The organism is Streptomyces sp. NPDC059477 (assembly GCF_042749375.1).
Lineage (GTDB): Bacteria > Actinomycetota > Actinomycetes > Streptomycetales > Streptomycetaceae > Streptomyces.
On sequence record NZ_JBHYUG010000036.1, the window covers coordinates 59984 to 80687 of the forward strand.

Genomic DNA, 20704 nt, shown 5'->3' on the forward strand with positions numbered 1-20704 from the left:
GCCCAGGGCGGTTTGCCTGTTTTCTGCTTTGCCCGTGATCGCGGTGATCGCAAGCGCCAATCCGGCCAGGCTTCCCGCGCCGGGTCGGTGCGGTCGCGCAACCCCGGCCGAGCGGAGTTCTCCGATACGGCGCACGGCGCCGTTCACCACTAGAGAACTCACCGGCTCATCCCGTCAGATCGACGGTGAGCGAGTCGATGTCCGGCTCCTTGTCGAGCATCTTGTACTTGAGTGCAAGATCCACGAGCGTGTTGAGGCTGGAGAAGTCGGTCAGGCTGTCCGTGAATGTGGGGAATCGCATGACCTTGATCACCTCCGGTTCCACGGTCATATAGGTCGCGGCGACGGTCCGGGCGAGGTCCCGGTCCTTGTTCACCAGATGCCCCGCTTCCTCGACCGAGGCCGCGAAATCCGCGAGGACATCGGCATTGTTGGCCGCGGAGTCCTTCGTGGCCACCCACAAGGTTCCGGACACACCCTGAGTGCCGACCGCCTGAGGTGCGAGCGGGTACAGTCCGCGCTGCTCGGCCGCCGTCGAGTAGGGCTCTGTGATCAGCGCGCCCGCCACATCGCCGCTCTCGACGGCGTCAGCCATCGAGGCGGGCGCGAGTTCCACGTACTCGACCTTGCCCGAGTCGCCGCCCAGGGTGTCGATCGTGGATTTGGTCGACAGCTCGTGATAGCCGCCGAGCGCGCTCACCGCGAACTTCTTCCCCGCCAGGTCGTCCACCGTGACGGATTTGTCCTTGGTGAAGATGATCGCGGGATCGAGGGCCACGTCACTCGGCTGGATCGTCGAGATTCCGAAGACCGAGAGCGGCAGTCCGTTGGTGGCTGCCGAGATGGTGCCGAACCCGTCTCCGATGGTCACATCGAGCTGGTCGTTCACCAGCATCGGTATGGCCTCGGCACCATTGGTGACCGTCACGTAGTCGACTTTGATGTTGTGTTCGGCGAAGATGCCTTCCGCCTCCGCCGTGTACACGGACAGCGAGTTCGCGGTCGCCGTCACTCCGACCCGGAGTTCGCGGAGCCCGCTGGATTCGGGCGTCCCGGTCGATGAGCTGTCCGTGCCGCCGCACGCCGAGATCAGCGTGAGAGTCACGAGGGCCGCGCCGAGCGCGGGGAGTGAACGTGGGTTGCAACGCACCGGGTACCTCCTTGTACACAGTCGTTCAGGAACTGGTGGTGCCGTCTAGCTGCTGACGTCGGCCGCGTGCCGGTCGCGGTGGGTCATGTCGACTAGCCATTCGACGATGGTCGGGACGGTCGTCGGGGTGAAGCCCATATGGCCCGCTTCGTAGAGCCGGATGGACTTCGGGCGCCCGTGGCGCGCCAGGAGATACATGTCCTCGGGCGAGATCGTGCGGTCGTGGACCCCATTGACCAGGATCATCGGCGCGCTCGGGCTGTCGATGATTCCGGTGTCCAGGAGTGACAGGGCCGGGAGCGAGGTCGTGAACTCGTGCTCGTCCGCGCTGCCCATGACGGTTGCCAGGGCACGGGTGAACGCACACGGATACTCTCCGCGGTCCACCCAGCGGTCGAGCCACTCGGCCTGGAAGCTGTAGTGCGCCGGGCCGCCGTGGTTGATCGCCGCGTGGAAACGCCGCGCGTGTGTGTGGCCGGCCCGGGCGGCCCAGTAGCCGCCCAGGCTCGTACCGAGGATCGACCGGAAACCGGTGAGGTCCGGTCGGGTGTCGGCCCAGTCGAGGATCGCGTCCCACAGGGAGTCGGCGGCCGGTGTCATCCGGACGGGAGACTCTCCTGTTCCCGGCGCATCGACGGCCAGCACCGCGAACCCCGCCGCGATGTAGGGACCCACGACGACGGTGACCAGCTCCTCCTTCCACACATCGAGGCCGCCGACAGCGACCAGGAGGGGGAACGGGCCGGCGCCCTCGGGGCGGGCCAGCACGCAGTGGAGCGGACCGAGTGCCGAGGTGACTTCCACGAACTCGATGTCATCTCTGTCGGTATGTGCCCGCCGGAAGTACGCGACGCTGCGATCGTGGGCGTCACCTTTGAGCGGGGTGTCGACGCAGGGGTAGCGGGCGATGTGAGCGTAGTCGTAGGCCTTCATCCACGCCGATGCCGCGTGCTCGGAACCGGGGCCGGCCTCCTCCGCCCGTGTCACCCAGTCCGACGCCAGGTGGAGAAAGGCCCCGGCCCATTCGTCGGAGGCGGGTGAGCGGAGCTGATCGATGGCCGCCACGCTCTCCTGCGCAGCGGAGACGGAGAAGAAGGGATTCAGGCCGACCTGGGCGCGCTTGCGGAGAATGGCGAGTGCGTGGTCGACGGGCCGCTCAGTGATTGTGGTCATCGTGGGTTTCCGGTTTCCTGTCGGCAGCGGCAGCGGCAGCGGCAGCGGCAGCGGCAGCGGCAGCGGCAGCGGCGTCGCCCGCTGCTGGCCACCACATTTCGGATGGGCTCGCTCTCAGTGGTCCGCCGCGTTCACGAGGACGACCGTGAGCAGGCACGGTGTGTCGGACCGGTTGCTCCAGGCATGGTTGTTGCCACGGATGATGGCGGTGTCCCCCGGAGTCATCAGCACTTCATCGGTGTCGGTCACGAGGAACACCGATCCTGACACACAGGTCACGAAATCGACCGTCGCGGTGCGGTGCATACCCGGGTGAAGCCTGAGATCGGCCTCGCTCGGCATGTGGGACTGGTCGAAGGCGTTGTGGATCTCGGCCATGACCGACCGGTGCCGGGCGGGGTCGGGGTCGTCCGGCGCGATTTCGAGCGCGCGGAATATCACGCCGGACGGTCCGGGCTCACGGGCCGTGACCTCGGCCGACAGGTCATCCGCGTCGGTGCTGGGCGGATATGACTGGGTGATCCAGAGCGTGGACCGCCAGTAGTAGCCCTCGCGATGCTGAGCGTTGGAGAGCCGAGTGTCGACGACCTTGGACACACCCTGCGCGTCCTGGCCGATCACGTAGCGATGGAGCTTCGCCATGCTTATCCTGATCCGTTTCTTCTGTGTCGTGCCCCGGCATACAGGGCTCGCGAACCGTGCGGAGACGTCGTCCAGCCAGTGGTGGCGAGGGACCGCGTTCAGGACGACTCCGGTGATACCGCCGCGTCGAGGCCCAGTTCCGCTCGGATCGCTTCGTCGTGCTCGGCGAGCCGGGGCGCCGGCGTGCCCAGCATGGACACATCGTCGATGCGTGCGGGCGACGCGATGACCGTCCGGGTCCCGCCGTCGCCGGACAGTTCCACGACCGCCTTGAGATGGGCCACCTGCGGGTCGGCCAGTACTTCGGCGATGTCGTTCACGGGCGCGGACGGTACGTCGTGCTGTTCCAGGCGGCGCAGCCACTCCACCCGGGGGTGCCGGACGAAGGCCCCCTGGAGTTCCTCCCGCAGCTCCGCGTAGTGCTCCTTGCGGTCGGCCCAGGTGCGAAAGCGTGGGTCGTCGGCCAGCTCGGGACGCTCGATCGCCGCGAGCAGTCCCCGCCAGAACTTCTCCGGCGAGGACAGGTGGATGGTGAGCGGCAGTCCGTCCCCGGCCTCGGCCATGTAGGACTGGGAGAAGGCCGGTCGTGACCCTGACCGGGGGGCGATCCCGCTCACCAGGTAGTCCTGCACGTCCGCGCCGAGGAAGGAGAGCATCGAGCCGAGCATCGTCACATCCACGACGGCGCCCTCGCCGGTGCGCTCGCGCCTCAGGAGCGCGGCGAGAAGCGCGTGCGACGCGTAGATGCCGGTCATCGTGTCGCCGAAATTCGGGCCCACCGGTGCGGGGAGGGCCTCGTCGACGATGAGACTGTCCAGGCCGCTGATGGACTGGACGACCTGGTTGTAGCTCGGCCGCTTCGCATACGGCCCGGACTCGCCGAAGCCGCTGATCTGGCAGTAGACGAGCCGTGGGTTGAGCTTCCTCGCCTGCTCGGCACCGACGCCCAGCCGGTCCGCGACGCCGGGCCGGTAGTTGTGGATCAGCACGTCGCTCTGGGTGATCAGGGCGTGGACCACCTCGCGGTCGCGCGGGGTGCGCAGGTCGAGGGCGATGGAGCGCTTGCTCTTGTTGTACGCCTGGAAGTACGGGCTGTACGCGTCGTCGCTCCACCCGCGCATGGGATCACCCGCGGGTGGCTCGACCTTGATGACGTCGGCACCCAGGTCGCCGAGCATCGCCGCGGCGTACGGGCCCGTGACGAATGTGCCGAGTTCAAGTACCCGGATACCGGTCAGCGGGAGCGAGGCCGTTTCGCGTGGGTGGGGATCAAGGGGTTCCGTCGAGGGCTCGCCCTCGTCGTTCGGCCTGGTCGGAGTGGGCATCGTGCGCTCCTTGTTTCTTGCTCGGAAGACGCCGCCTACCGCTTGGCCGACGTCTTCGGGGCCGTTCATCGGACGCCGCGGGAGCGACCCGGACACCTTCCGATGGGCCAGACCGTAGCTCCCAGCACCCAAGAGAGCAATAGACTTGGAGAGCTGGGCAATGTTACGGTGTGGTGCCGGGGGCTGGAGTAAGTCGGCTGAGGGCCGGCCCGGTCACCTCAGAGGGAGTAGCCGGGATGACCACGAACACCTCGTCGGCCTTCGAATCCGAGGGTTTCAGGCGGGCGAGGCCACGTGCTGCCGATCAGGTCGCCGACCACTTGCGTTCAAAGATCTACTCGGGAGCGCTGGAGAAAGGGGTGAAGCTCCCCTCCGAGAAGGACCTCGCCGTGTACTACGGGGTGAGCGCACCGACCATCAGCGAGGCGATCCGGGCGCTCAGCGCGCTGAAGTTGGTCGAAGCCCGGCACGGCTCGGGGACCTATGTGACCGCCGAGTCGGATTCGGTGCTGGCCCAGGCGTTGCAGGCGGTGGTCGAGCTGGAGAAGGTCGACCTGGAAAGCGTGCTGGACCTTTCCGATCTTGTGTACGGGAAGGCGGTCAGCCTCGGTGTGGAGAGAGCGACCGACGACGAGATCCGCGAACTGCGAGAGGCGGCCGAGGGTTTCCGCGCCCCCACGCACTCGGAGACCGAGCACGCCGCCGCCATCGAACGGTTCATGAGCGCACTCGTGCAGATCTCTCACAACAGCCTTCTCATCGCGATGTCGCACTTCCTGACCCAGAAACACATCGCCCTCGCGCGGGAGGCGGCCCTCATCAGCAGCGAGATGTGGGGCAAGGTCGCTCGCAAGCTGATCGACGAACGCCTCGCCATCGTGGACGCCGTTGCCAGGCGGGACGCGGCGGCGGCGGACTCAGCCATCCACGCCTTCCTCGTACGCGGCCGGCAGCTTGTGCTGTCGAATGCCAGCAAGGCGGCGGGGGAGACGCCCACCGCGTGACGCCGTAACCGCTGGGCCGGTGGCTCCACGCCGGAGGCGAACTGGCGGGCTGGCGGTCGGCGTCTGATGTGTGGCGTGCGGAGTGCGGCCTGTGGTGTGTGGCGTGCGGCGTGACCAAGGAGATGTCGGATGACCAAGGAGATGAGGATCATGCGAGCAGTGAGCGCACCTCTGATATGGCTGGATCAGGCCCACGTCCCAGCAACACCCGGCCCCCCACTCGCCGCGGCGAGTGCCCGCTCCGGTGCAGCGGACCGACCTGCCGATGGCGTCGCCTCATGAGGCGCGGACACTGGCGCAGCCTGCTGATCTGTCCCGGAGATCGACCTGACCGGATCGCCAAGGCCATCGCCGCGCGCCCGGGAGGGGTCATCGTCGACCTTGAGGACGCGGTGCACCCGTCGCAGCGGGAGAAGGCCCGACGATCCGCCGCCCAGGCGCTGGCCGCGTCCGACGATCCGGAGGTGACCCACCTCATCAGGGTGAACCCCGTGGGCACCACCGAGATCGCCAGGGACTTGGCCACGGTGATCGGCCCATGGCTGGACGCCGTGATCGTGCCGAAGGTCGCCGGTCCTGACGACATCGAGAACCTTGCCGAACAACTGCGCGCCGCCGAACTCAAGCAGGGGCTGCGCCCCGGGACGATCGGGATCGTCCCGGTGATCGAGGACTGCTCGGCACTGCGGTACGTCGATGCCATCGCCTGTGCGGCGCCCACCGTGGTGGCGATGTCCTTCGCGGGTGCGGAGGCCGGCGACTTCATGGCGGACCTGGGCGGCCGTTGGACCCCGGACGGCCTGGCATTTCACTATCCGAAGAGCCGCTTCGTCTGCGACGTCCGCGCAGCCGGCGATCTGCCCGCCATCGACGGACCGTCGATGAATCTCCAGGACCCGAGTGTCTGGAAGAGCGAGTGCGATATCGCCCGCACCCTGGGCTTTGACGGAAAGGTCGCCATCCACCCCAAACAGCTCGACACGATCAACGGGGTCTTCATGCCGAGCGCTGCGGAGATCGCGGACGCTCACCGTGTGGTCGCCGCCCTGGACGAAGCCGCGCGTTCGGGCGTCGGCGTCACGACCGACCGCGGACGGATGCTCGACCCGGCCAACGGACAGGCAGCACGTCGCCTGCTGCGCCGCGCGGGCGAATCGCCACGACTGGGAAGCGGTTCGGCGTAAGAAGCCGCATCTCAACCGCTGATGTCACGTGCGGCTCGAACGGGTTTCCCGCCGGGGTGATCCGCCCGTTGTACGCGCAGGAAGGCAGGGGCTCCCGGTGGCTCGGGGGTACGACCCCATTCCGAGCGGCTCCCGGAGGCCCTGTTGCCGTTTGGGTACTACCCGGTCCGCGATTGGGTTTTGCCCTGGGATTGGGGATTCGGCTGAGGCACCCATGTGTCTGTCAGGGGGCGAGCGGGCTGGAATACTCCGGTCATGGATGCTGGGGTGATGGGGAGCGGCACGCGATCGGACACGGCGGTGCCTGCACGGACCACGTCCGCGCACACCGCGGGCTGGGTGCTGCGCAACGCGCTGGCAGCGGACGTCGAGGTGATCGCGGAGCTGCGGGCCGTGGTCATGCGTGCGGACTTGGAACGTCTTGGGCGCTACGACGAGCACCGGGTACGGCAGCGGCTGCGGGACTCCTTCTCTCCGGAACACACGTCGATCATCATGATCGACGGTGACCTCGCAGGATGCGTCACGGTCCGGCCCATCGAGGGCAGACAGTGGCTGGAGCACTTCTACCTTGCTCCGCACCATCAGGGCCGAGGGTTCGGATCCGCCGTGTTGCGGACGGTACTGGAGCGAACGGACACGCGGGGCATGACCGTGGGCTTGAACGTCGTGCAGGGCAGTGCGGCCCGCCGGCTTTACGAGCGCCACGGATTCGTCGTGGAAGCCCAGAACCCGATAGACGTATTCATGATGCGCCCGCCCGGGGCGATGGGGAGCACTGCCGCGCAACCGGTGCACATCTCGGCGCTACGGCAGGGTGAGTTGGCAGCCCCCGGTTGATGCAGTGCGAGTCGGCAGGGTGCGAGCGGCGAGGTGCCGTGAACGGGTACCGGTCCGTCACTGACCGACATGGACATATCCGGCCCACAGTGAGGGGCTCGCCGGATACCGGTCGCGCAGGGCGCGTACGGCGCTGTGCAGGGCCTGGGCCGAGAGTTCGGTGCGGGGTGGGGTGCTGCCTCCGTGGGTGAGGTCGGCGTAGGTCGCGCGGGTGATCTCCAGCGAGGTGGTGTCGTTGACCGGCCAGAGGGTGCCGATGACGCGTCGGTATCCGGCGAGTTGGAAGGCCCCGGTGATGTGCAGTGCCTCGTCGGCGAGGTTCGGGTGTGTGCTGGAGGTGCTGCAGGCGGACAGGTAGGCGAGATCCGCGTAGGGCAGTTCCATGGCGGAAAGCTGTTCCACGGTCAGCGGCCGGGTGAGGTGGTCGTGGAGCAGCAGCATGCCGGCGGCGGGGTTCTCCCAGAAGGTGAGGCCGTGGCAGGAGAAATGGGCGACGGGGTAGGCGGGCAGCGCGTGGACGACATTCTCGTACGTGGCCTGCGCGCCGGACAGGACCATGGCGTTCGGCATCAGTTCCGTGAGGACCGCGGCCTCTGCCGCCGCGCCCGGCAGCGAGGGGGCGTTCTCGGCGTCCGGCACCGCCACGACCAGTGTGTGCGGGGTCGTACCGGCCGCCGGGGGACCGACTCGGCCGGTCAGGGCGCGCACGGTGGTGGTGTAGGAGGAGACCGCCCGGTCCATCACCGTCGCCTTCCCGCCGCTGCCGTGGTGGCCGGCGGCATGGAGCGGGAAGTACGCCATCAGGCCGACGGGGCACCACCAGATACGGGGCGGGGGCTGCGTCGCGGAGTGCGGGGCGGTGAGGCCCAGCGCGTCGAGCACGGGTGCGGTGACGCGGTCCCACAGCCAGCTCAGGATCTCGGCCAGGTCCCGCTGGGCATCCCGACGGGTGAACAGTGACGGGTCGTTCGGGGCGGCGAAGACGGCACGATTCAGGCGCAGGAGGTGAGCGATGACGTCGGCCTGGGTCAGTCCGGTCAACGGGACGGGCAGGACGCTCTGTTCGGCGTCCGCCCGCAGGATGAGCGCGTCGCAGCGGCGCTCGGTGATGTTCACGATCACTACCGGGCCCTGATCGGCGTGGCGGCGCAGCCCCTGGACCGAGGGCGCCCGCAGGAAGCCCGCCACGCCGTCGAGGCTCCGGATCCGGCCCATCAGGTCGTCCCAGTTCCCGTCGTTCCCGTCGCGGGCACGGGCGTTGAGGGCGGCGCGCAGCCGCAGGAACTCGGCATGGAGCTGGGGTGCCCGGTACCGCAGCAGCCGGAGGTCACGGGCCTCCAGCGTTCGACCGTGCAGGATTCCGCGCGACAACTCCATTAGTTCCACGGCCCGTTCCGGCCTGCCGAGGTGCTGCACCGGGTGGACCTGCCCCGCCGCCCACCCCTGTGAGCGGTTGTCGAGCGCGGAGTTGTACCCGGAGGCCCCCGTCTGCGCGATGACCGGCCTGCCCTTCGTCTATGGCCGGGCCCGGCTGTGACCGCCTTTCTGGCCGCCCTCGCCGGCAAGGCCGCCGAGAAGTGGCTCGCCCTGCTCGTCCTGCCCGGGGTGGTCTACGTCGCCGGTATGGCCGCCGCCGTCGTGCTGGGACACGCCCACGCCCTGGACCTGGCCGAACTCCAGGCCGCCATCGACCGGTTGGCCGCCGACCCAGGTGCCTCCAGCGCCGGTGCGATCCTCGTCGTGGCCGCCGGTGTGCTGGCGGCGGGCACGCTGGCCGGACTGTGCGCCAGAGCGTCGGCCGTCGTCGTGGAACGCCTGTGGACCAGTCGGGGCGACCGGTGGCCCGCACACCTTCTCGTCCGGCGCCGCGTCCACCGCTGGCGGCAGGCCGACGCGGCGTGCGAGGCGGCCGGGACCCGCGCCGAACTCGCCCGGGCCATCGAACGGCGCGATGCCATCGCCCTCGTCCGCCCCCGGCGGCCCACCTGGATCGGCGACCGCCTCCACGCGGCCGACCAGCGGGTGTACGACGCCTATGACCTGGAACTCGGGGCCGCCTGGCCCCGGCTCTGGCTGACGGTGCCCGATGCGGTCCGGGCTGAACTCCTCTCCGCCCGCGAGGCCTACGGCGCCGCTTTCGGGCTCGCCGGATGGGCCACGCTGTACCTGCTGCTCGGCGTCTGGTGGTGGCCGGCGCTGGCCGCCGCCGCGGCCGTCGCGGCCACGGCATGGATCCGGGGCCGCGTGGCGACGGAGGTGTTCGCCGATCTCGTCGAGGCCACCGTCGACCTGCACGCCATCACCCTGGCCCAGGAACTCGGCCTGACCGGCGAACGGCCCGCCCTCACCAGGGAGGTCGGCGACGCGATCACCACCACGCTGCGCAAGGACCCGCCGCCCGCTCCACCCCGTGATCCGCCGGGCGCCACGTGATCGCGGCGCGCGCCCTCCGGCCCGGACTGCTCGACGCCGCCGAACGGGGCCGCCGGGTCGACCGAAAGACCGCCAGGAGCTGGAAGGCGATCGTACGGTCAGCCCGCCGCGCGGCCCAGCGGCATGAGGTACTGGAGGGGCTGGTCCAGATCGTCCAGGCCGAACAGCTCGTGCGCGACATCGTCGTGGATCCCGGCGAGCGTGCTGGTGGCCAGTCCCAGCGCGGCGGCGGTCAGCACCAGCGTCTGGGCGAGATGACCGGCCTCCAGCAGCCCCAGGCGCAGCGCCCGCAGACCGTAACGCTGCCGGAGCAGCCCGAGATCCACGTACAGGCCCAGTACGGCGGGGGCATCGTCGATGCCGATCCAGTCGGGGTCGTCGGGTGACCGGGACAGATAGGTGGACAGCGCCTTGATCTCTTCGACGGGCGGTACGGGTCCGATCCGCCGCAGTGCGCGGCGCTGCGGCACACACTGGTAGGTGCCGGGAGGGACGCCGTCGACGCCGAGAACGAACACCCGCAGCCCGGTCGTGTAGAGCGCACCCGCGCTGGGGTAGGGCCGGTGGGTGAGATGGCGGACGGTGCCGTCGGCCAGCCGCTGTGTGGAGTGGTGGCTGTCGGCATGGGCGTTCCACAACAGGGTGCCGAGTCCGGCCGAGGTCAGTGGCGCGCGCAGGGCGCCCCGTACCGAGGTCCGTGAGGTCATCGCGGTACGCAGTGAGATATCGGGCAGCGGGTCCGCGGGGAGGCTGATCTCCGGCAGAGCCACGGCAACTGCGGTGGCGCCGCTCGCGGTCATCGGCGTCAGGGGCCGTACGGCGCTGTCCGCGTTCCGCCCGATCTGGAACTTGCTCTGCTCCAGATACTGGTGGTCCGGGGCGCGGTGTCCGGCGGCGAAGAAGGCGGGCGGCTCGCCCGGGTCCAGCAGGGTGCGGGCGGCAAGGCGGCACACGGCCCGCTCCTCGTCGGGGGTGACGCCCAGCCGGTTGAACAGCATGTGCAGCTGGGACGCCCATACCCACGCCGGCCGGCGGCCGGCCTCCGTCGCATCCGCATCCGCGTCCGCGTCCGCGTCCGCCTCGCCGTAGCACGCGCGCAGCCACTGGTCGGCGGACCGTACCCGCTGGGCCCACTCCGTCAGCCAGGGCGCGGCGGTGTCCCGCTCCAGGCTCTCCCGCAGTGCCTCGGCCCGCCGGGTCAGCGCCTCCCGCTGGAGCGCGTAGACGGAGTTGACCCTGGTGTGCACGACCGCGCTGGGCAGCAGGGCGACCTCGGTGATCCAGCGCCACCCGGCCGCGTGCCGTCTGAGCCAGCGCGCGGCCGTGAGCCGGTCCATACCGAGAGCGGACGCGGTGGTGTGGGCCAGGTCCGCGGCGAGGATGAGCCGTTCGGCCCCGTGTGGCGTCCGGCGCAGGGCCTCGACCGCCACCCTGGAGGAGACGGTGAAGATGTCCTCGGCGACCGGCAGGGCGAGCGGCCCGCCGTAACGCCCGGTCTCGGGCGTGTAGGGCACCGCCCGCACCTCCCCGTGGTGTGACGGCCATGGGCCGTCCACGGCGGGCCGCGCCTTGGCGAGGCGGGCCAGCGCGCCGGGGAGTTCGGCCACGGCGGCAGCGGCGGGTGCGCGCACCCGGATCCGCAAGTGGGGTCCGCCTTCGCCGTACCGGATGAAGAACCAGCCGGCGGCTTCCTGTTCCGCGACGAGCCGGTCCAGCAGGGGGGCCAGGTCCTCGGTGAGGAAGGCGTCGGTGTCCTCGGTGCTCGTGTGCAGGAACAGGTGGAGGCTGTGCCAGCCGGGGGAGAGGGCGGTTTCGGAGAGGGCGGGCTCGGACGGAACGGGTTCGGGGAGGGCGGTTTCGGAGACGGGTCCGTCGGTCATACGAGGTCCTCGGCGGCTGGAGGGAAGGGTGCCCCTGACAGAAGGGGTCAGAGAAGGTGGGGAGGGGTCAGGGGAAGGGGTGTGGGTGGAGGGCGAGTTCGTCGTAGCGCAGGGGCCGGGGGGTGCGTCCCAGCCGGTACGGGACCTCCAGCAGCCGGGGCAGTCCCCGGGTGCGGTGGTTGACGTGCCCGAAGGTCATCGGCAGTGAGCCGGGGACGACGGCTTTCGCGCAGTGCAGGCCGAGCCGCTCGCGTAGGCCCGGTTCGTCCTGGCCGACCACGATGACCTCCAGACCCTCGCCGGACAGCCGCCGCACGGTCCGGTCGAGCAATTCGGTCAGGTCGGTCACCGGCTCCGGAGCCCCCGGCCACAGGTCCCGCAGATCCAGTTCGCGGGTGTCGGCGAACAGGAAGTCCAGCCGGGACTGGGCCTCCGGGAGGGTGTTGAGGCCGACGTGGTCGTCCAGGGACAGCACGAGTTCCGGCCGTTCCAGCATCGGGCGCAGGAGTTCCGGGTCGCGCGGGTGGCCGTCGGCGACGGCGCGGTGGGCGGACTCATGGACGTTGGTCACGACCTCGGCCACCGCGGAGCGGATGGCGGTGCGCGGGTCGTGGTGGGCCCCGGCGGCCAGGAACGCCCGGGGAGCTGCCGGGTGGGTGCCCCGGTAGCGGCAGACGGCGATGACGGCCGGTACGGCGAAATCGTTGGTGGCGTCCAGCAGGGTGAGACCGTAACCGGCCAGGGCCGCCCGGTCCGCGAGATGGGCCACGTCGGGGTCGTCGGCGGGCAGCGCGATCCGGTGCAGGGGGGTGGCCGCGTACCAGGCCATCAGGAACGCGTCGCGTTCGGCGACCTCGAACAGGCCGTACAGGGCGGCCTCCTGGGGGCTGTTGCCCAGCCCGCAGCCGTTGGAGGACTCATACACGACGCGCGGCCGGTCCGTACCCGGCACATCCCAGTAGGCGACGTGCTCCGGAACGGCGACGGGGCGCCCGTGGGTGAGCGACCAGCCGTGGACCCAGTCGAGTTCGAGCTGGGGGGTGTACGGGACGGTCCGTGACGCGGGGTGTCCGTGGAAGGCGGGGTCGGGCAGACCGAGCCGCTCCGGGTCCACCGCGCGTTCGCCACCCAGCGAGGCGAAGGAGGCGCGCAGCACGGTCCGGCGGCCGGTCGGGCGCATCCCCGCGAACCGCTCGACGCTCTCGAACAGGGCCACCCGCTCGCTGCTGTCGTAGTCGGTGGCCCGGCCGTACCCGCCGTCGTCCACCAGCCGGCCGTCGGTGACATACGCGGTCGTCAGGCCGAAGACGGAGTCCTCCGACCGGATGATCCTGCGAACCGGACCGAACCGCTCGTCGTGCAGGGCGGCGCGCAGCCCGGCGGTGTCCGTACGGGGGTTGGGGCCGCGCAGGACGGACGGGTCGGGCAGCGGCCGGGGTACGGACGGCAGCCGGGCGTCCGGCGCGTTGTCCGGCGGGAGCGGCGCGCACACCGCGCAGCCGCCGACCGGGCGGACCCGGTGCGTGGACCAGGTGGCCCTCGCGTGGTGCACGGTCCGTACGGTGGCGCCCGCGTCCGCCGCCCCCGGCTCCTCCGCCAGCAGGTCCGCGGCCAGGGCGCCGACCGCCTCCGCCAGGGCGGGGGCGGCCAGTCCGGCCAGCCCCATGCGCGGGCTCTGCCAGGGGACCCGGCCGCCGGTGGTGGCCAGCCGCTGGTGTTCGGTACAGCACAGACAGGCCGCGGCGCCGGGCCGCAGGGCCGGGCCCACGACGGTCAGCGCGCCGTCGAAGCGCACCGGAACATGGACCACCGGGTGGCCGAGCGCGTGCCGGCTCAACTCCTCTGCCAGGCCCAGGGTCCACTCCTCCAGCAGGACGACAGCCGGGCCGCCGGTGGACGCCAGGGCGGCCCTGGCGTCGAGGACGGGGACACCGAGCGGTGCGAGGACGGCCGACAGGGCTGCCGCCGTGCCGCAGTCGTCCATGTCCGGCGCTGCCGGCGCGTCGGTCATGCCGGTCGTGTTGGTACCGGTCGTACTGGTGGTACCGGTCAGGGCGGTTGTACCGGTCGTGTCCGTCGTACCCGTGCGGACCGGGTCCGGGTCCGGGTGCGGGACCGGGTGCGGGCGTGGGGGCATCAGGCGCCTCCGATGGTGTTCAGTACGGTGAAGCCGCAGCCGCGCAGTCCGGCCGCCACCGCGCGCGCGTCCTCGCCGGCCGGCTCCCACGGCTCGGCGCGCAGCCCGGTCAGCCGCCGCAGGGCGGTGTGCAGTGCCGGTTCCCGGGCGGCCAGTCCGGCCAGCCATCCGGTCGTCCAGCTCTCGTCCTCCCAGCCGGCGAGCCGCACCCCGGCGGCTGCGATCGGGGCCGCCGCCCCGCTGGGCCGGCTCTCGTGCGCGTACGTCACCTGCTGGGCGGCGGCCAGCACCCGTGCCGTCGCGGCGAGTGCCGCGAAGGCGACGGCGTCACCGGGAGTGGCTTCCACCGCCGTGCCCAGGGTCCGGTCGGGCAGCCCCGGTGCCGGACCGTGGCGGACGACGGCGTGGAACACGGAGGCGGCGGAGAGCCGGAACACGCTCAGCGTGGCGCGTATCCCCAGCCGTCCGGTGAGCGTCGCCCACCAGTGGCGGGCCTGCGGGTGGTGCGACCAGTGTTCTTCGCCGAGCCCGGCCGCGCTGTCCCGGGGGGTGTGTACGACGGCCCGTCGCAGGGCGCGGCCCCAGGCGTGTCCCGGGTCCATGCCGACCACCACCCCGGGTCCCGGTGCGCCCAGGCGAAGTTCGGCGGCCCGGCAGATCGCGTCGAGCCGGGCCAGATCGGCCCTGGGCGCCCCCGCGAGCAGGGTGGCACCCGCCACCCGGCAGCTGACCAGGGCCACCGGCAGCTGCGGCAGGGTGCCGGGCAGCGGCGGGGCCAGCACCCCGACCCGTTCGTCGCCGAGGGCCGCCACCCGCCGCAGCGCCTCGGCGAGGGTACGCGGCGGGGACATGGCCGCCGCCCGGTCCGGGTCCAGCTGGTCGGCGCCGAGCCAGGAGTGGTACGCGGCCCGCAGCGGCCGGGCCTCGGCGACCAGCACCGAGGGCCGGTCCGGGAGAATCCGCTGGTCGTCCCCCTCGCTCGCGGGGTCGGGCAGCCCCGCGACGGCGCACAGCAACCGGTGGACCGCGGCCCCGGCGACCAGCGGGACCAGGGCGGCCGACGTTTTCACGGTTGTCGTGCCCGGACGTGCTGAGACTCCCGCCGCCTCCGTCGCTCCCGTCGCGCCCGGGCCCCGAGGCGCCGTACGTCCGTCCGGGTCCGGGCCGAGACGTGCCGTCAGCGCCGCCGCGTCCGCACGGACCTGTTCCGGGCTGCCGGGTGGGGTGACGAACCCCGTGCCGCCGAGGATTCCGGCGGCGACGGCCAGCCGTCCACCGGAGGCGGTGACGATGATCTGGCCGCCGTACCCGGTGGTGTCGGCCTCGTACGAGGGTGAGGCACCACCGCGGGCCAGCGCCCGTCCGGCGGCCTGGGCCAGCGGGCCTACGGGGGCGGCGGCGAGCACCTGTGGCCGGGCGGCGGCGATGGCGCCGGCCGCCGCGCCGGGCAGGTCGGCCACCGCGCGCAGCCACGGTGACCCGGCGCTCCCGGTGCTGGCGGCGCGGTCCGTGCTGCTGGTGGCAGGGGCGGTGCCGTCGGGGTCGCCGGGGCGGTCCACCAGCAGGTCGTGCGCGTCGAGTTGGGCGATCAGGGTGCAGAGCGCGCGGCGCAATGGGGAACCGGCGGGCGCGCTCTCCGACAGCGCTGCCTGGCCGCCCGTACGCAGTGCCTCCTCCAGGATTCGCCACAGCGCGGGCAGGGCGGAACTCCCCTCCAGCGTGACGTTCGAGCGCCAGCCGCGCAGATGGATACCGTTCCGGAGCGGCGTGACGCCTGTCCCGGGGCGCAGCTCCCGGCCCGCCAGAGCGTCCACCGCGTCGGGGACGGTGGGCGCGCCGGGAGCGCCCGGACCCGCTGCCCGGGGAGTCATGCGGTCCGCTCCACGGCGTCGATGACGGTGGCCACCCGGCTGCGCCAGTCGTGCCCGGTGAGTACCGGGACGGCCCGGACGACGAGATGCGCGGCCAGATAGCGCTCCAGCGGCCTGATGTCACAGATCGCGAGGAGCCGGTACAGGGCGTTGGTGGACGCCCGGTAGACCAGATAGTCGGGCCGGCTCCACATCAGCCCTTCCGGGTCGGAACGGCGCAGCAGCTGATGGAATTCGCTGTACAGGGTCCGCTCCTCGCGGTTCCAGCGTTTCTCGGCGCCCGCGTCCCCGGTGGCGACGGCCCGTGCGTGGTACTCGTAGGGCAGACCGGCGAGATCCGCCCCGGCGTCGAGACGGCTCTGGGTGAGGTCCCACGCGGCCGTGGACCAGTCGGCCCAACGCTGTTCCCAGCCGGTGCCCCCGCCGTCGGCGACTCTGCCGACCAGCGCGGTCACCGCGTCGCCCGCGCTCTCCCAGCGGTCGGCGAAAGCCCGCCGGATGCGGCCGTCCTGGTCGTCATGGACGAGGAAGTCCTCCAGGTGGGAGACGTAGGAGTAATGACCACCGGTCAGCCCGCCGGGGTGGGCGGCGGCGTGAGCGGCCAGCGCGGCCACGGCGAACTGAATCCGCGCTGCCGTACCGTCGTCATGCTCGCCGAGGAACTCCGAGGCCGCGCGCAGGGCGGGCAGCCCCATGGTCAGCAGGTCGTCGCGGAGGCTCACCCCGTCGGGGCCGATCAGGGCGCGCAGCGGGGCGAGGTCGACCCGCTCGATCCGTACGGTGTTGTCGGGCACCACGGGGCCGTAGGGCGGGGCGATCAGCTCGATCCGGCCCGCCTCGGCCGCTCGCGTGAGCAGTTCCTCCTCGCTCAGGTCGCTCTTCGAGGGGTGGGCGCGCATCCAGTCGCGCAGGACCGCCGAGGCGCTCTCGGCCGCCTCGGTCACCTGCTCGGCCGGTCCCCGCAGGCGCAGCCGTAGATGGGGGCCGTGCAGCCAGTGCCGCTCCACGTGCGCGGTCAGGCCCTGGGTCGTGCACCGTTCGGCGAGCGGCAGCATCGCTCCGCGCAGCAGCGGGCCCTTGAGCGGCTGGTGGTAGTAGGCGACCACATCGCGGGCGCTGGCGTCCTGGGGATCGGCTGTGGTCACGGGCACGGTTGCCTCCTGGTCGCTCCGGACCGGTCGCACGGACCGGCCGGTCCGGCTGCTCTGTTCGGCCTGCTCGATCTGTTCGGTCCGTCCGCGCTGCTCGGCCTCTTTGCCCTGTCTGTGCTGTCGGTACGGTCCGGGGAAGGTCACGATGGCCGTCCGGCGCGGTAGGTCTCCACGACGAGTTCGACGGCCTGGGCGGGCCGGGGCCGGCCGCCGGGCGCGGGGAGAGCCTCCTCCAGCACCACGCCATCGGGGTGGCGGGACAGCCACTTGCCCAGGCAGCGCAGATGCAGGGCGTTGCCGAGGTCGGTGAACTGCGGTTTGGGCAGGCGCAGCTGGGCGAAGAGGTCTTCGGCCGCCCGGCCCTTCGGCGCGGCGGGCACCGGGTGCAGGAAGAGCTGTTCCGGCAGGTCGAGCAGGGTGCGCCAGCGGGCCGTGGTCTCCGCCGGTACCGCATGGTCCGCGGCCAGTTCGGTACGCAGCGTCCGGACGACGCCGGCTGTCAGCTGCCAGCGGCGCCGGCGCAGCACGACATGGCGGTGGCGCAGCCTGGGTGTGCGGATCACCCGGCCGCCGGGGGCCTCCATGGCGTACTGGGGTACCAGGGCCCGGAAGTCGACGACCCCGTTGGGGTGGTCGGACAGGAATGCGGCGAGCCGTCGCGGCAGCACGACCGGGGCGAGGAAACCGTCGTACAGCACATCGAGCAGCTCGCCGGTGGCGCGCAGCCTCAGCCGGACCTGGTCGCTCTCCTCGTCATGTACGAGGTCCACCTCGGGCTCGCCGATGGAGGCCCAGCGCCGGTCGGGGCCGATCTCGTCCGGGACGAGCAACGGGTGGAGGTTGGCGTTGAAGCCGCCGACCGGGCGGACCTGGGCGGCCCTGGCCCGGTCGCCCAGTCCCCGGCGGATCTGCCGGGTGACCTCGTCGGTGGCGCCGGGATCCATCGAGTCCAGGAAGCGGCTGGTGAAGCGGCCCCAGCCGCCGTACACATGGTTCACACAGAGCAGGCCGTCCGCGGTGTCACGCTGGAGGAAGTACGAGTAGCTCAGGGGGCGTTCGACCGCCCAGTCCGGCAGCCGGGCGCCGATGCCCCTGATGAGGTCTGCGGGCAGGACGAGGTCGGTGGCGGCGTCCTGGGGGCCGTGCGCGGCGCCGGTGCCCTTGAGTTCGCCGTGAGTTGTGCCGCCGTGCGTGGTGCCGTCATCCGTGGTGCCGTCATCCGTGGTGCCCCCGTGCGCGGCGTCGAGCACGGACCTGCGCAGTGCGGCCAGTTCGGCGATACCGCTGGGGAACGCGTCCTGGTCTTGGGGCGCGAGGGCCGCCAGGCGCCCGGTCTCCTCCAGGGCTTCCGCGATGTCGGCGCCGAACTCCCAGGGGTGGTGGCAGATGCCCCCGGTCCCGTACCGCGCCACGAAGCGGTCGCGGGTGATCCGGCGTATCAGATGGCCCAGGTCGAAGAGTTCGGCCAGGGCGGTCACCTCGCCCAGCGCCTCGTGGTCGGCGTCGGCCAGGAAGCCGCCGAGCTGGATCGGGCGCGGGGCGACCACGTCCTCCGAGAGGACGTTCAGCGCGGTGACGGGGGCCGGAACCGGGCGGCCCGCCTCGGCCAGCAGGGTGCGCCAGCGGGCCGAGAGCCCGGCGAGCAGCACGGGCCGCCGCCCCGCCTCGACGTCCGCGAACTGCCTCGTCCCATCGGCGATTTCATCGATACGGTCTGCCATCGAGGAGCCGCCGGGCGAGGCCCGCAGCCAGCGCGCGAGGTCGGCCAGCGGGTCGTCGGCCTGCGGGTCGACCGGCTCGGTGGGGACCAGCAGACCGGCGCCGGTGAGCCGGTCCAGGAACGCCGCCGCGGCGGTGGAGCCCCGGGCGTCCTTGACCGCGTTGCTCAGTGCCGCCGCCAGCTCTTCCGGCATGACGGGCGTTTCGCACAGGGAGGTGATGAGTTCCAGCGGACCGCTGACGGCGAGCCCGGCCTCGTCCTCGTTCGTGACGAGGTAACGCCCCCCGGCGAACACCACCCGGCTGCGGGCATAGGTCGCGCGGCCGTCGACGACCCGCGCGGTGCTGGTCATCCGGTGCGGAAGCGTGGCGCGGTACCGAGGGTCGTCCAGCAGCGCCGTGGACAGCACGCTCACCAGCGTCCGGTTGACCTTGACCACGGAGGTCAGGGGCCCGGTGGGGATGCCCTCCTCCCCCCAGGACGGGACACCGCGCTCCGGGGACCGCTCGGCCAGCCGGCCCCAGCCGACTGCGGTGAACCAGGACAGCGGACTTGTCTTGGTGCTGGCCCGCAGGGCGTACCGCAGCACGCTCGGCTCTTCCTTTCGCGCTCTGCGGTCGTCCGTGCCCGTGCCCGCGCGCTCGACAGCCCGTAACAGGTCGGAGCTGGTGAGGGCGACCGCCCGGGTCAGCGCGGGCTCCCGGCACAGTGCGGACAGGGCCTCGCGCTCAGCGGCCAGCGCGGCGGTGGCGACGGGGTCCAGCGCGGCCAGCAGAGTGGATCTGCGGTCCCGCAGCGCCAGCCAGTCCGCGAGCCGGGGTACCCGCTCGGGGAGGTCACCGAGGCGGTCGAGCAGCGCGGGCCGCGGCGCGCGCCCGTTGTGCAGCGAGCGGCGCAGTGGCAGGACCACATCGCGGTGGAAAGCCTGGGTATGGCCGCTCCGGCTGTCGTACAGGGCGTCGCACACTTCGGGCAGCAGGGCGGATTCCTCGGCCTCCAGTGCGGCCAGCAGGGCCAGTTCCGAGCGGAACGCGGCGGCGGCCGGGCTCTGGGCGGGATGGCGCAGCACGGTGGCACGTGCGAGAGCGTACGGTGCCGACCGCACGGTGTACGTGCCGGTGCTGGAACGGCTGCCTGTGGTGGCGGGCCCTGCGGGGTGCGGCATGACAGTGTTCCCGTCGAGGTGGCGGATGCGGGGGTGATGGCTCCCGGGCTGCGGTGCCACATGCGGGACGCCCCGGGGGCCTCATGAGCAGGGTGGCCGTACGGTCCGTGCCCGCGACCGCTCCCGCCGGCTGCCGGAGGATCGGCCGGAGCACGGACCGCTGCAAGCACGGACTGCCCGGTGGTGCACTGGTCACGGGTCGTACGGAGGCGCGGTGCGGCCCGTGACCGCAGTCAGTCCTTGGGTGTTCGCCCTACAGGTACGTACCTGTATGTAACAGGTACCTGCTGGTACTTATTGGCACCGACCGGTGGTTAACCGAGCAGGCCCTTCGGGAACTCGGGGTGGGCGCAGGAGGACGAGCCGCACGAGCAGGAACTGGGGCCGCCCGATGCTCCGGTCTCGGGGAGCGCGACGGTGTCACGCATCGAGGTGACGGTGAGTTCGCCGAGGTCGAGGTCCTGGAGTTCGAAGCTCAGGCCGCTGGTGATATCGGACATGTGTGTCTCCTTTGACGAGAGGACAAGCCGGAGTGCACCTTGCAGAAACTGGGTGGTTCACGGAACCGCACGTTCCGCCACCTGAATTCCCCTGGCGTCACGTTCCGACGTGCTGTGGGCCAGCGGTTCTGTGGCGGTAAAGGCGAGAACAGATCGGCCCTGTAGCGCCGATCGAGGGTGAGTCTAAGCCGCGGACAGAGCTACCAAAAGGCTAATCGGATTGTTGATCGGAGGCTGGTCCGGAGGTTTAGCCGGTAATTTCCGGGGAGTTGACAAACTTTCCTGAGAGAACTTTTCCCCGTGCTGCACCTGGGCTATTTTGCTGTGAATTTGTGCCGACCCCGCCACAGCCCTGTCCTGCCCTGCCCAGCGGGCCGAGGGGCCGAGGGGCTGATGAGTGCCATGCCGCTCGCCGATGACGTCGGAGGAGGGGCGGTGGCGCATGGGGGCGGTGAGATCGGGGCTGCCGGTGTACCGTCATGGCCAGCTGTCATGGTTCCGAAGTACCGGTCGCCCGTGAGTATGCGCA

15 protein-coding genes are annotated in these 20704 nt (G+C 71.4%); 4 read left to right on the forward strand and 11 right to left on the reverse strand.

All coding sequences use genetic code 11. The features are described from left to right. Window positions 1-166: 166 nt before the first annotated feature. The 4 genes from ACFXAZ_RS19685 to ACFXAZ_RS19700 all read right to left on the reverse strand — a co-directional run bounded on the left by ACFXAZ_RS19685 (window position 167) and on the right by ACFXAZ_RS19700 (window position 4290). Window positions 167-1150 (reverse strand): ABC transporter substrate-binding protein, encoded by a 984-nt coding sequence (locus ACFXAZ_RS19685; RefSeq protein ID WP_384592467.1) that lies wholly within the window; start codon window positions 1148-1150, stop codon window positions 167-169. Window positions 1151-1195: 45 nt separating this feature from the next. Beyond that, window positions 1196-2323 (reverse strand): alpha/beta hydrolase family protein, encoded by a 1128-nt coding sequence (locus tag ACFXAZ_RS19690; RefSeq protein ID WP_384592470.1) that lies wholly within the window; start codon window positions 2321-2323, stop codon window positions 1196-1198. Window positions 2324-2437: 114 nt separating this feature from the next. Continuing rightward, window positions 2438-2965 carry a cupin domain-containing protein gene (locus ACFXAZ_RS19695; RefSeq protein WP_384592473.1) on the reverse strand — a complete coding sequence of 176 codons (528 nt, stop codon included), beginning with the start codon at window positions 2963-2965 and terminating at the stop codon, window positions 2438-2440. A gap of 98 nt (window positions 2966-3063) precedes the next feature. Next, complete coding sequence (locus ACFXAZ_RS19700; RefSeq protein ID WP_384592476.1) at window positions 3064-4290, reverse strand: CaiB/BaiF CoA transferase family protein; 1227 nt, start codon at window positions 4288-4290, stop codon at window positions 3064-3066. 236 nt (window positions 4291-4526) lie between these two features. On the opposite strand from ACFXAZ_RS19700, the gene ACFXAZ_RS19705 reads away from it, so the two are divergent. The 3 genes from ACFXAZ_RS19705 (at window position 4527) to ACFXAZ_RS19715 (ending at window position 7318) form a co-directional block, all read left to right on the forward strand. Then, window positions 4527-5294, forward strand: a complete 768-nt coding sequence (locus tag ACFXAZ_RS19705; RefSeq protein WP_384592479.1) for a FadR/GntR family transcriptional regulator — start codon at window positions 4527-4529, stop codon at window positions 5292-5294. 278 nt (window positions 5295-5572) lie between these two features. Then, window positions 5573-6478 carry an HpcH/HpaI aldolase/citrate lyase family protein gene (locus tag ACFXAZ_RS19710; protein ID WP_384592482.1) on the forward strand — a complete coding sequence of 302 codons (906 nt, stop codon included), beginning with the start codon at window positions 5573-5575 and terminating at the stop codon, window positions 6476-6478. A 255-nt stretch (window positions 6479-6733) separates the two neighbouring features. Beyond that, window positions 6734-7318, forward strand: a complete 585-nt coding sequence (locus tag ACFXAZ_RS19715) for a GNAT family N-acetyltransferase (protein WP_384592485.1) — start codon at window positions 6734-6736, stop codon at window positions 7316-7318. Window positions 7319-7375: 57 nt separating this feature from the next. Here the strand turns inward: ACFXAZ_RS19715 and ACFXAZ_RS19720 are convergent, their stop codons facing one another. After that, entirely contained in the window at window positions 7376-8689 is a 1314-nt protein-coding gene (locus ACFXAZ_RS19720) for a CHAT domain-containing protein (RefSeq protein ID WP_384592488.1), read from the reverse strand. A gap of 162 nt (window positions 8690-8851) precedes the next feature. Between ACFXAZ_RS19720 and ACFXAZ_RS19725 the strand changes: the two genes are divergently transcribed. Beyond that, a complete protein-coding gene (locus ACFXAZ_RS19725; RefSeq protein WP_384592491.1) occupies window positions 8852-9751 on the forward strand; it encodes a hypothetical protein in 900 nt (299 codons plus the stop codon). Window positions 9752-9849: 98 nt separating this feature from the next. Here ACFXAZ_RS19725 and ACFXAZ_RS19730 read toward each other — a convergent pair whose 3' ends face one another. The 6 genes from ACFXAZ_RS19730 to ACFXAZ_RS19755 form a co-directional block, all read right to left on the reverse strand. Next, a complete protein-coding gene (locus ACFXAZ_RS19730; protein WP_384592494.1) occupies window positions 9850-11631 on the reverse strand; it encodes a thiopeptide-type bacteriocin biosynthesis protein in 1782 nt (593 codons plus the stop codon). Between the two features lie 67 nt (window positions 11632-11698). Further along, complete coding sequence (locus tag ACFXAZ_RS19735) at window positions 11699-13768, reverse strand: TOMM precursor leader peptide-binding protein (RefSeq protein ID WP_384592497.1); 2070 nt, start codon at window positions 13766-13768, stop codon at window positions 11699-11701. Further along, a complete protein-coding gene (locus ACFXAZ_RS19740; protein ID WP_384592500.1) occupies window positions 13768-15639 on the reverse strand; it encodes a hypothetical protein in 1872 nt (623 codons plus the stop codon). Before ACFXAZ_RS19740 ends, ACFXAZ_RS19735 begins: the two co-directional genes overlap by 1 nt. Next, window positions 15636-16790: a lantibiotic dehydratase C-terminal domain-containing protein gene (locus ACFXAZ_RS19745; protein WP_384592503.1), complete on the reverse strand. Its 1155-nt coding sequence runs from the start codon at window positions 16788-16790 to the stop codon at window positions 15636-15638. The genes ACFXAZ_RS19740 and ACFXAZ_RS19745 overlap by 4 nt, the downstream gene beginning before the upstream one ends. A gap of 140 nt (window positions 16791-16930) precedes the next feature. Next, window positions 16931-19675, reverse strand: coding sequence for a lantibiotic dehydratase (locus ACFXAZ_RS19750; protein ID WP_384592506.1), 2745 nt, complete (start codon window positions 19673-19675; stop codon window positions 16931-16933). A gap of 314 nt (window positions 19676-19989) precedes the next feature. Then, window positions 19990-20175 (reverse strand): thiazolylpeptide-type bacteriocin, encoded by a 186-nt coding sequence (locus ACFXAZ_RS19755; RefSeq protein ID WP_384592509.1) that lies wholly within the window; start codon window positions 20173-20175, stop codon window positions 19990-19992. Window positions 20176-20704: the final 529 nt, after the last annotated feature.

Bases quoted from the DNA above. Each gene is read 5' to 3' on its own strand.
- ACFXAZ_RS19690 (WP_384592470.1), bottom strand. From the start codon at position 2,323: ATGACCACAATCACTGAGCGGCCCGTCGACCACGCACTCGCCATTCTC.
- ACFXAZ_RS19695 (WP_384592473.1), bottom strand. From the start codon at position 2,965: ATGGCGAAGCTCCATCGCTACGTGATCGGCCAGGACGCGCAGGGTGTG.
- ACFXAZ_RS19700 (WP_384592476.1), bottom strand. From the start codon at position 4,290: ATGCCCACTCCGACCAGGCCGAACGACGAGGGCGAGCCCTCGACGGAA.
- ACFXAZ_RS19705 (WP_384592479.1), top strand. From the start codon at position 4,527: ATGACCACGAACACCTCGTCGGCCTTCGAATCCGAGGGTTTCAGGCGG.
- ACFXAZ_RS19710 (WP_384592482.1), top strand. From the start codon at position 5,573: ATGAGGCGCGGACACTGGCGCAGCCTGCTGATCTGTCCCGGAGATCGA.
- ACFXAZ_RS19715 (WP_384592485.1), top strand. From the start codon at position 6,734: ATGGATGCTGGGGTGATGGGGAGCGGCACGCGATCGGACACGGCGGTG.
- ACFXAZ_RS19730 (WP_384592494.1), bottom strand. From the start codon at position 11,631: ATGACCGACGGACCCGTCTCCGAAACCGCCCTCCCCGAACCCGTTCCG.
- ACFXAZ_RS19735 (WP_384592497.1), bottom strand. From the start codon at position 13,768: ATGCCCCCACGCCCGCACCCGGTCCCGCACCCGGACCCGGACCCGGTC.
- ACFXAZ_RS19740 (WP_384592500.1), bottom strand. From the start codon at position 15,639: ATGACTCCCCGGGCAGCGGGTCCGGGCGCTCCCGGCGCGCCCACCGTC.
- ACFXAZ_RS19750 (WP_384592506.1), bottom strand. From the start codon at position 19,675: ATGCCGCACCCCGCAGGGCCCGCCACCACAGGCAGCCGTTCCAGCACC.
- ACFXAZ_RS19755 (WP_384592509.1), bottom strand. From the start codon at position 20,175: ATGTCCGATATCACCAGCGGCCTGAGCTTCGAACTCCAGGACCTCGAC.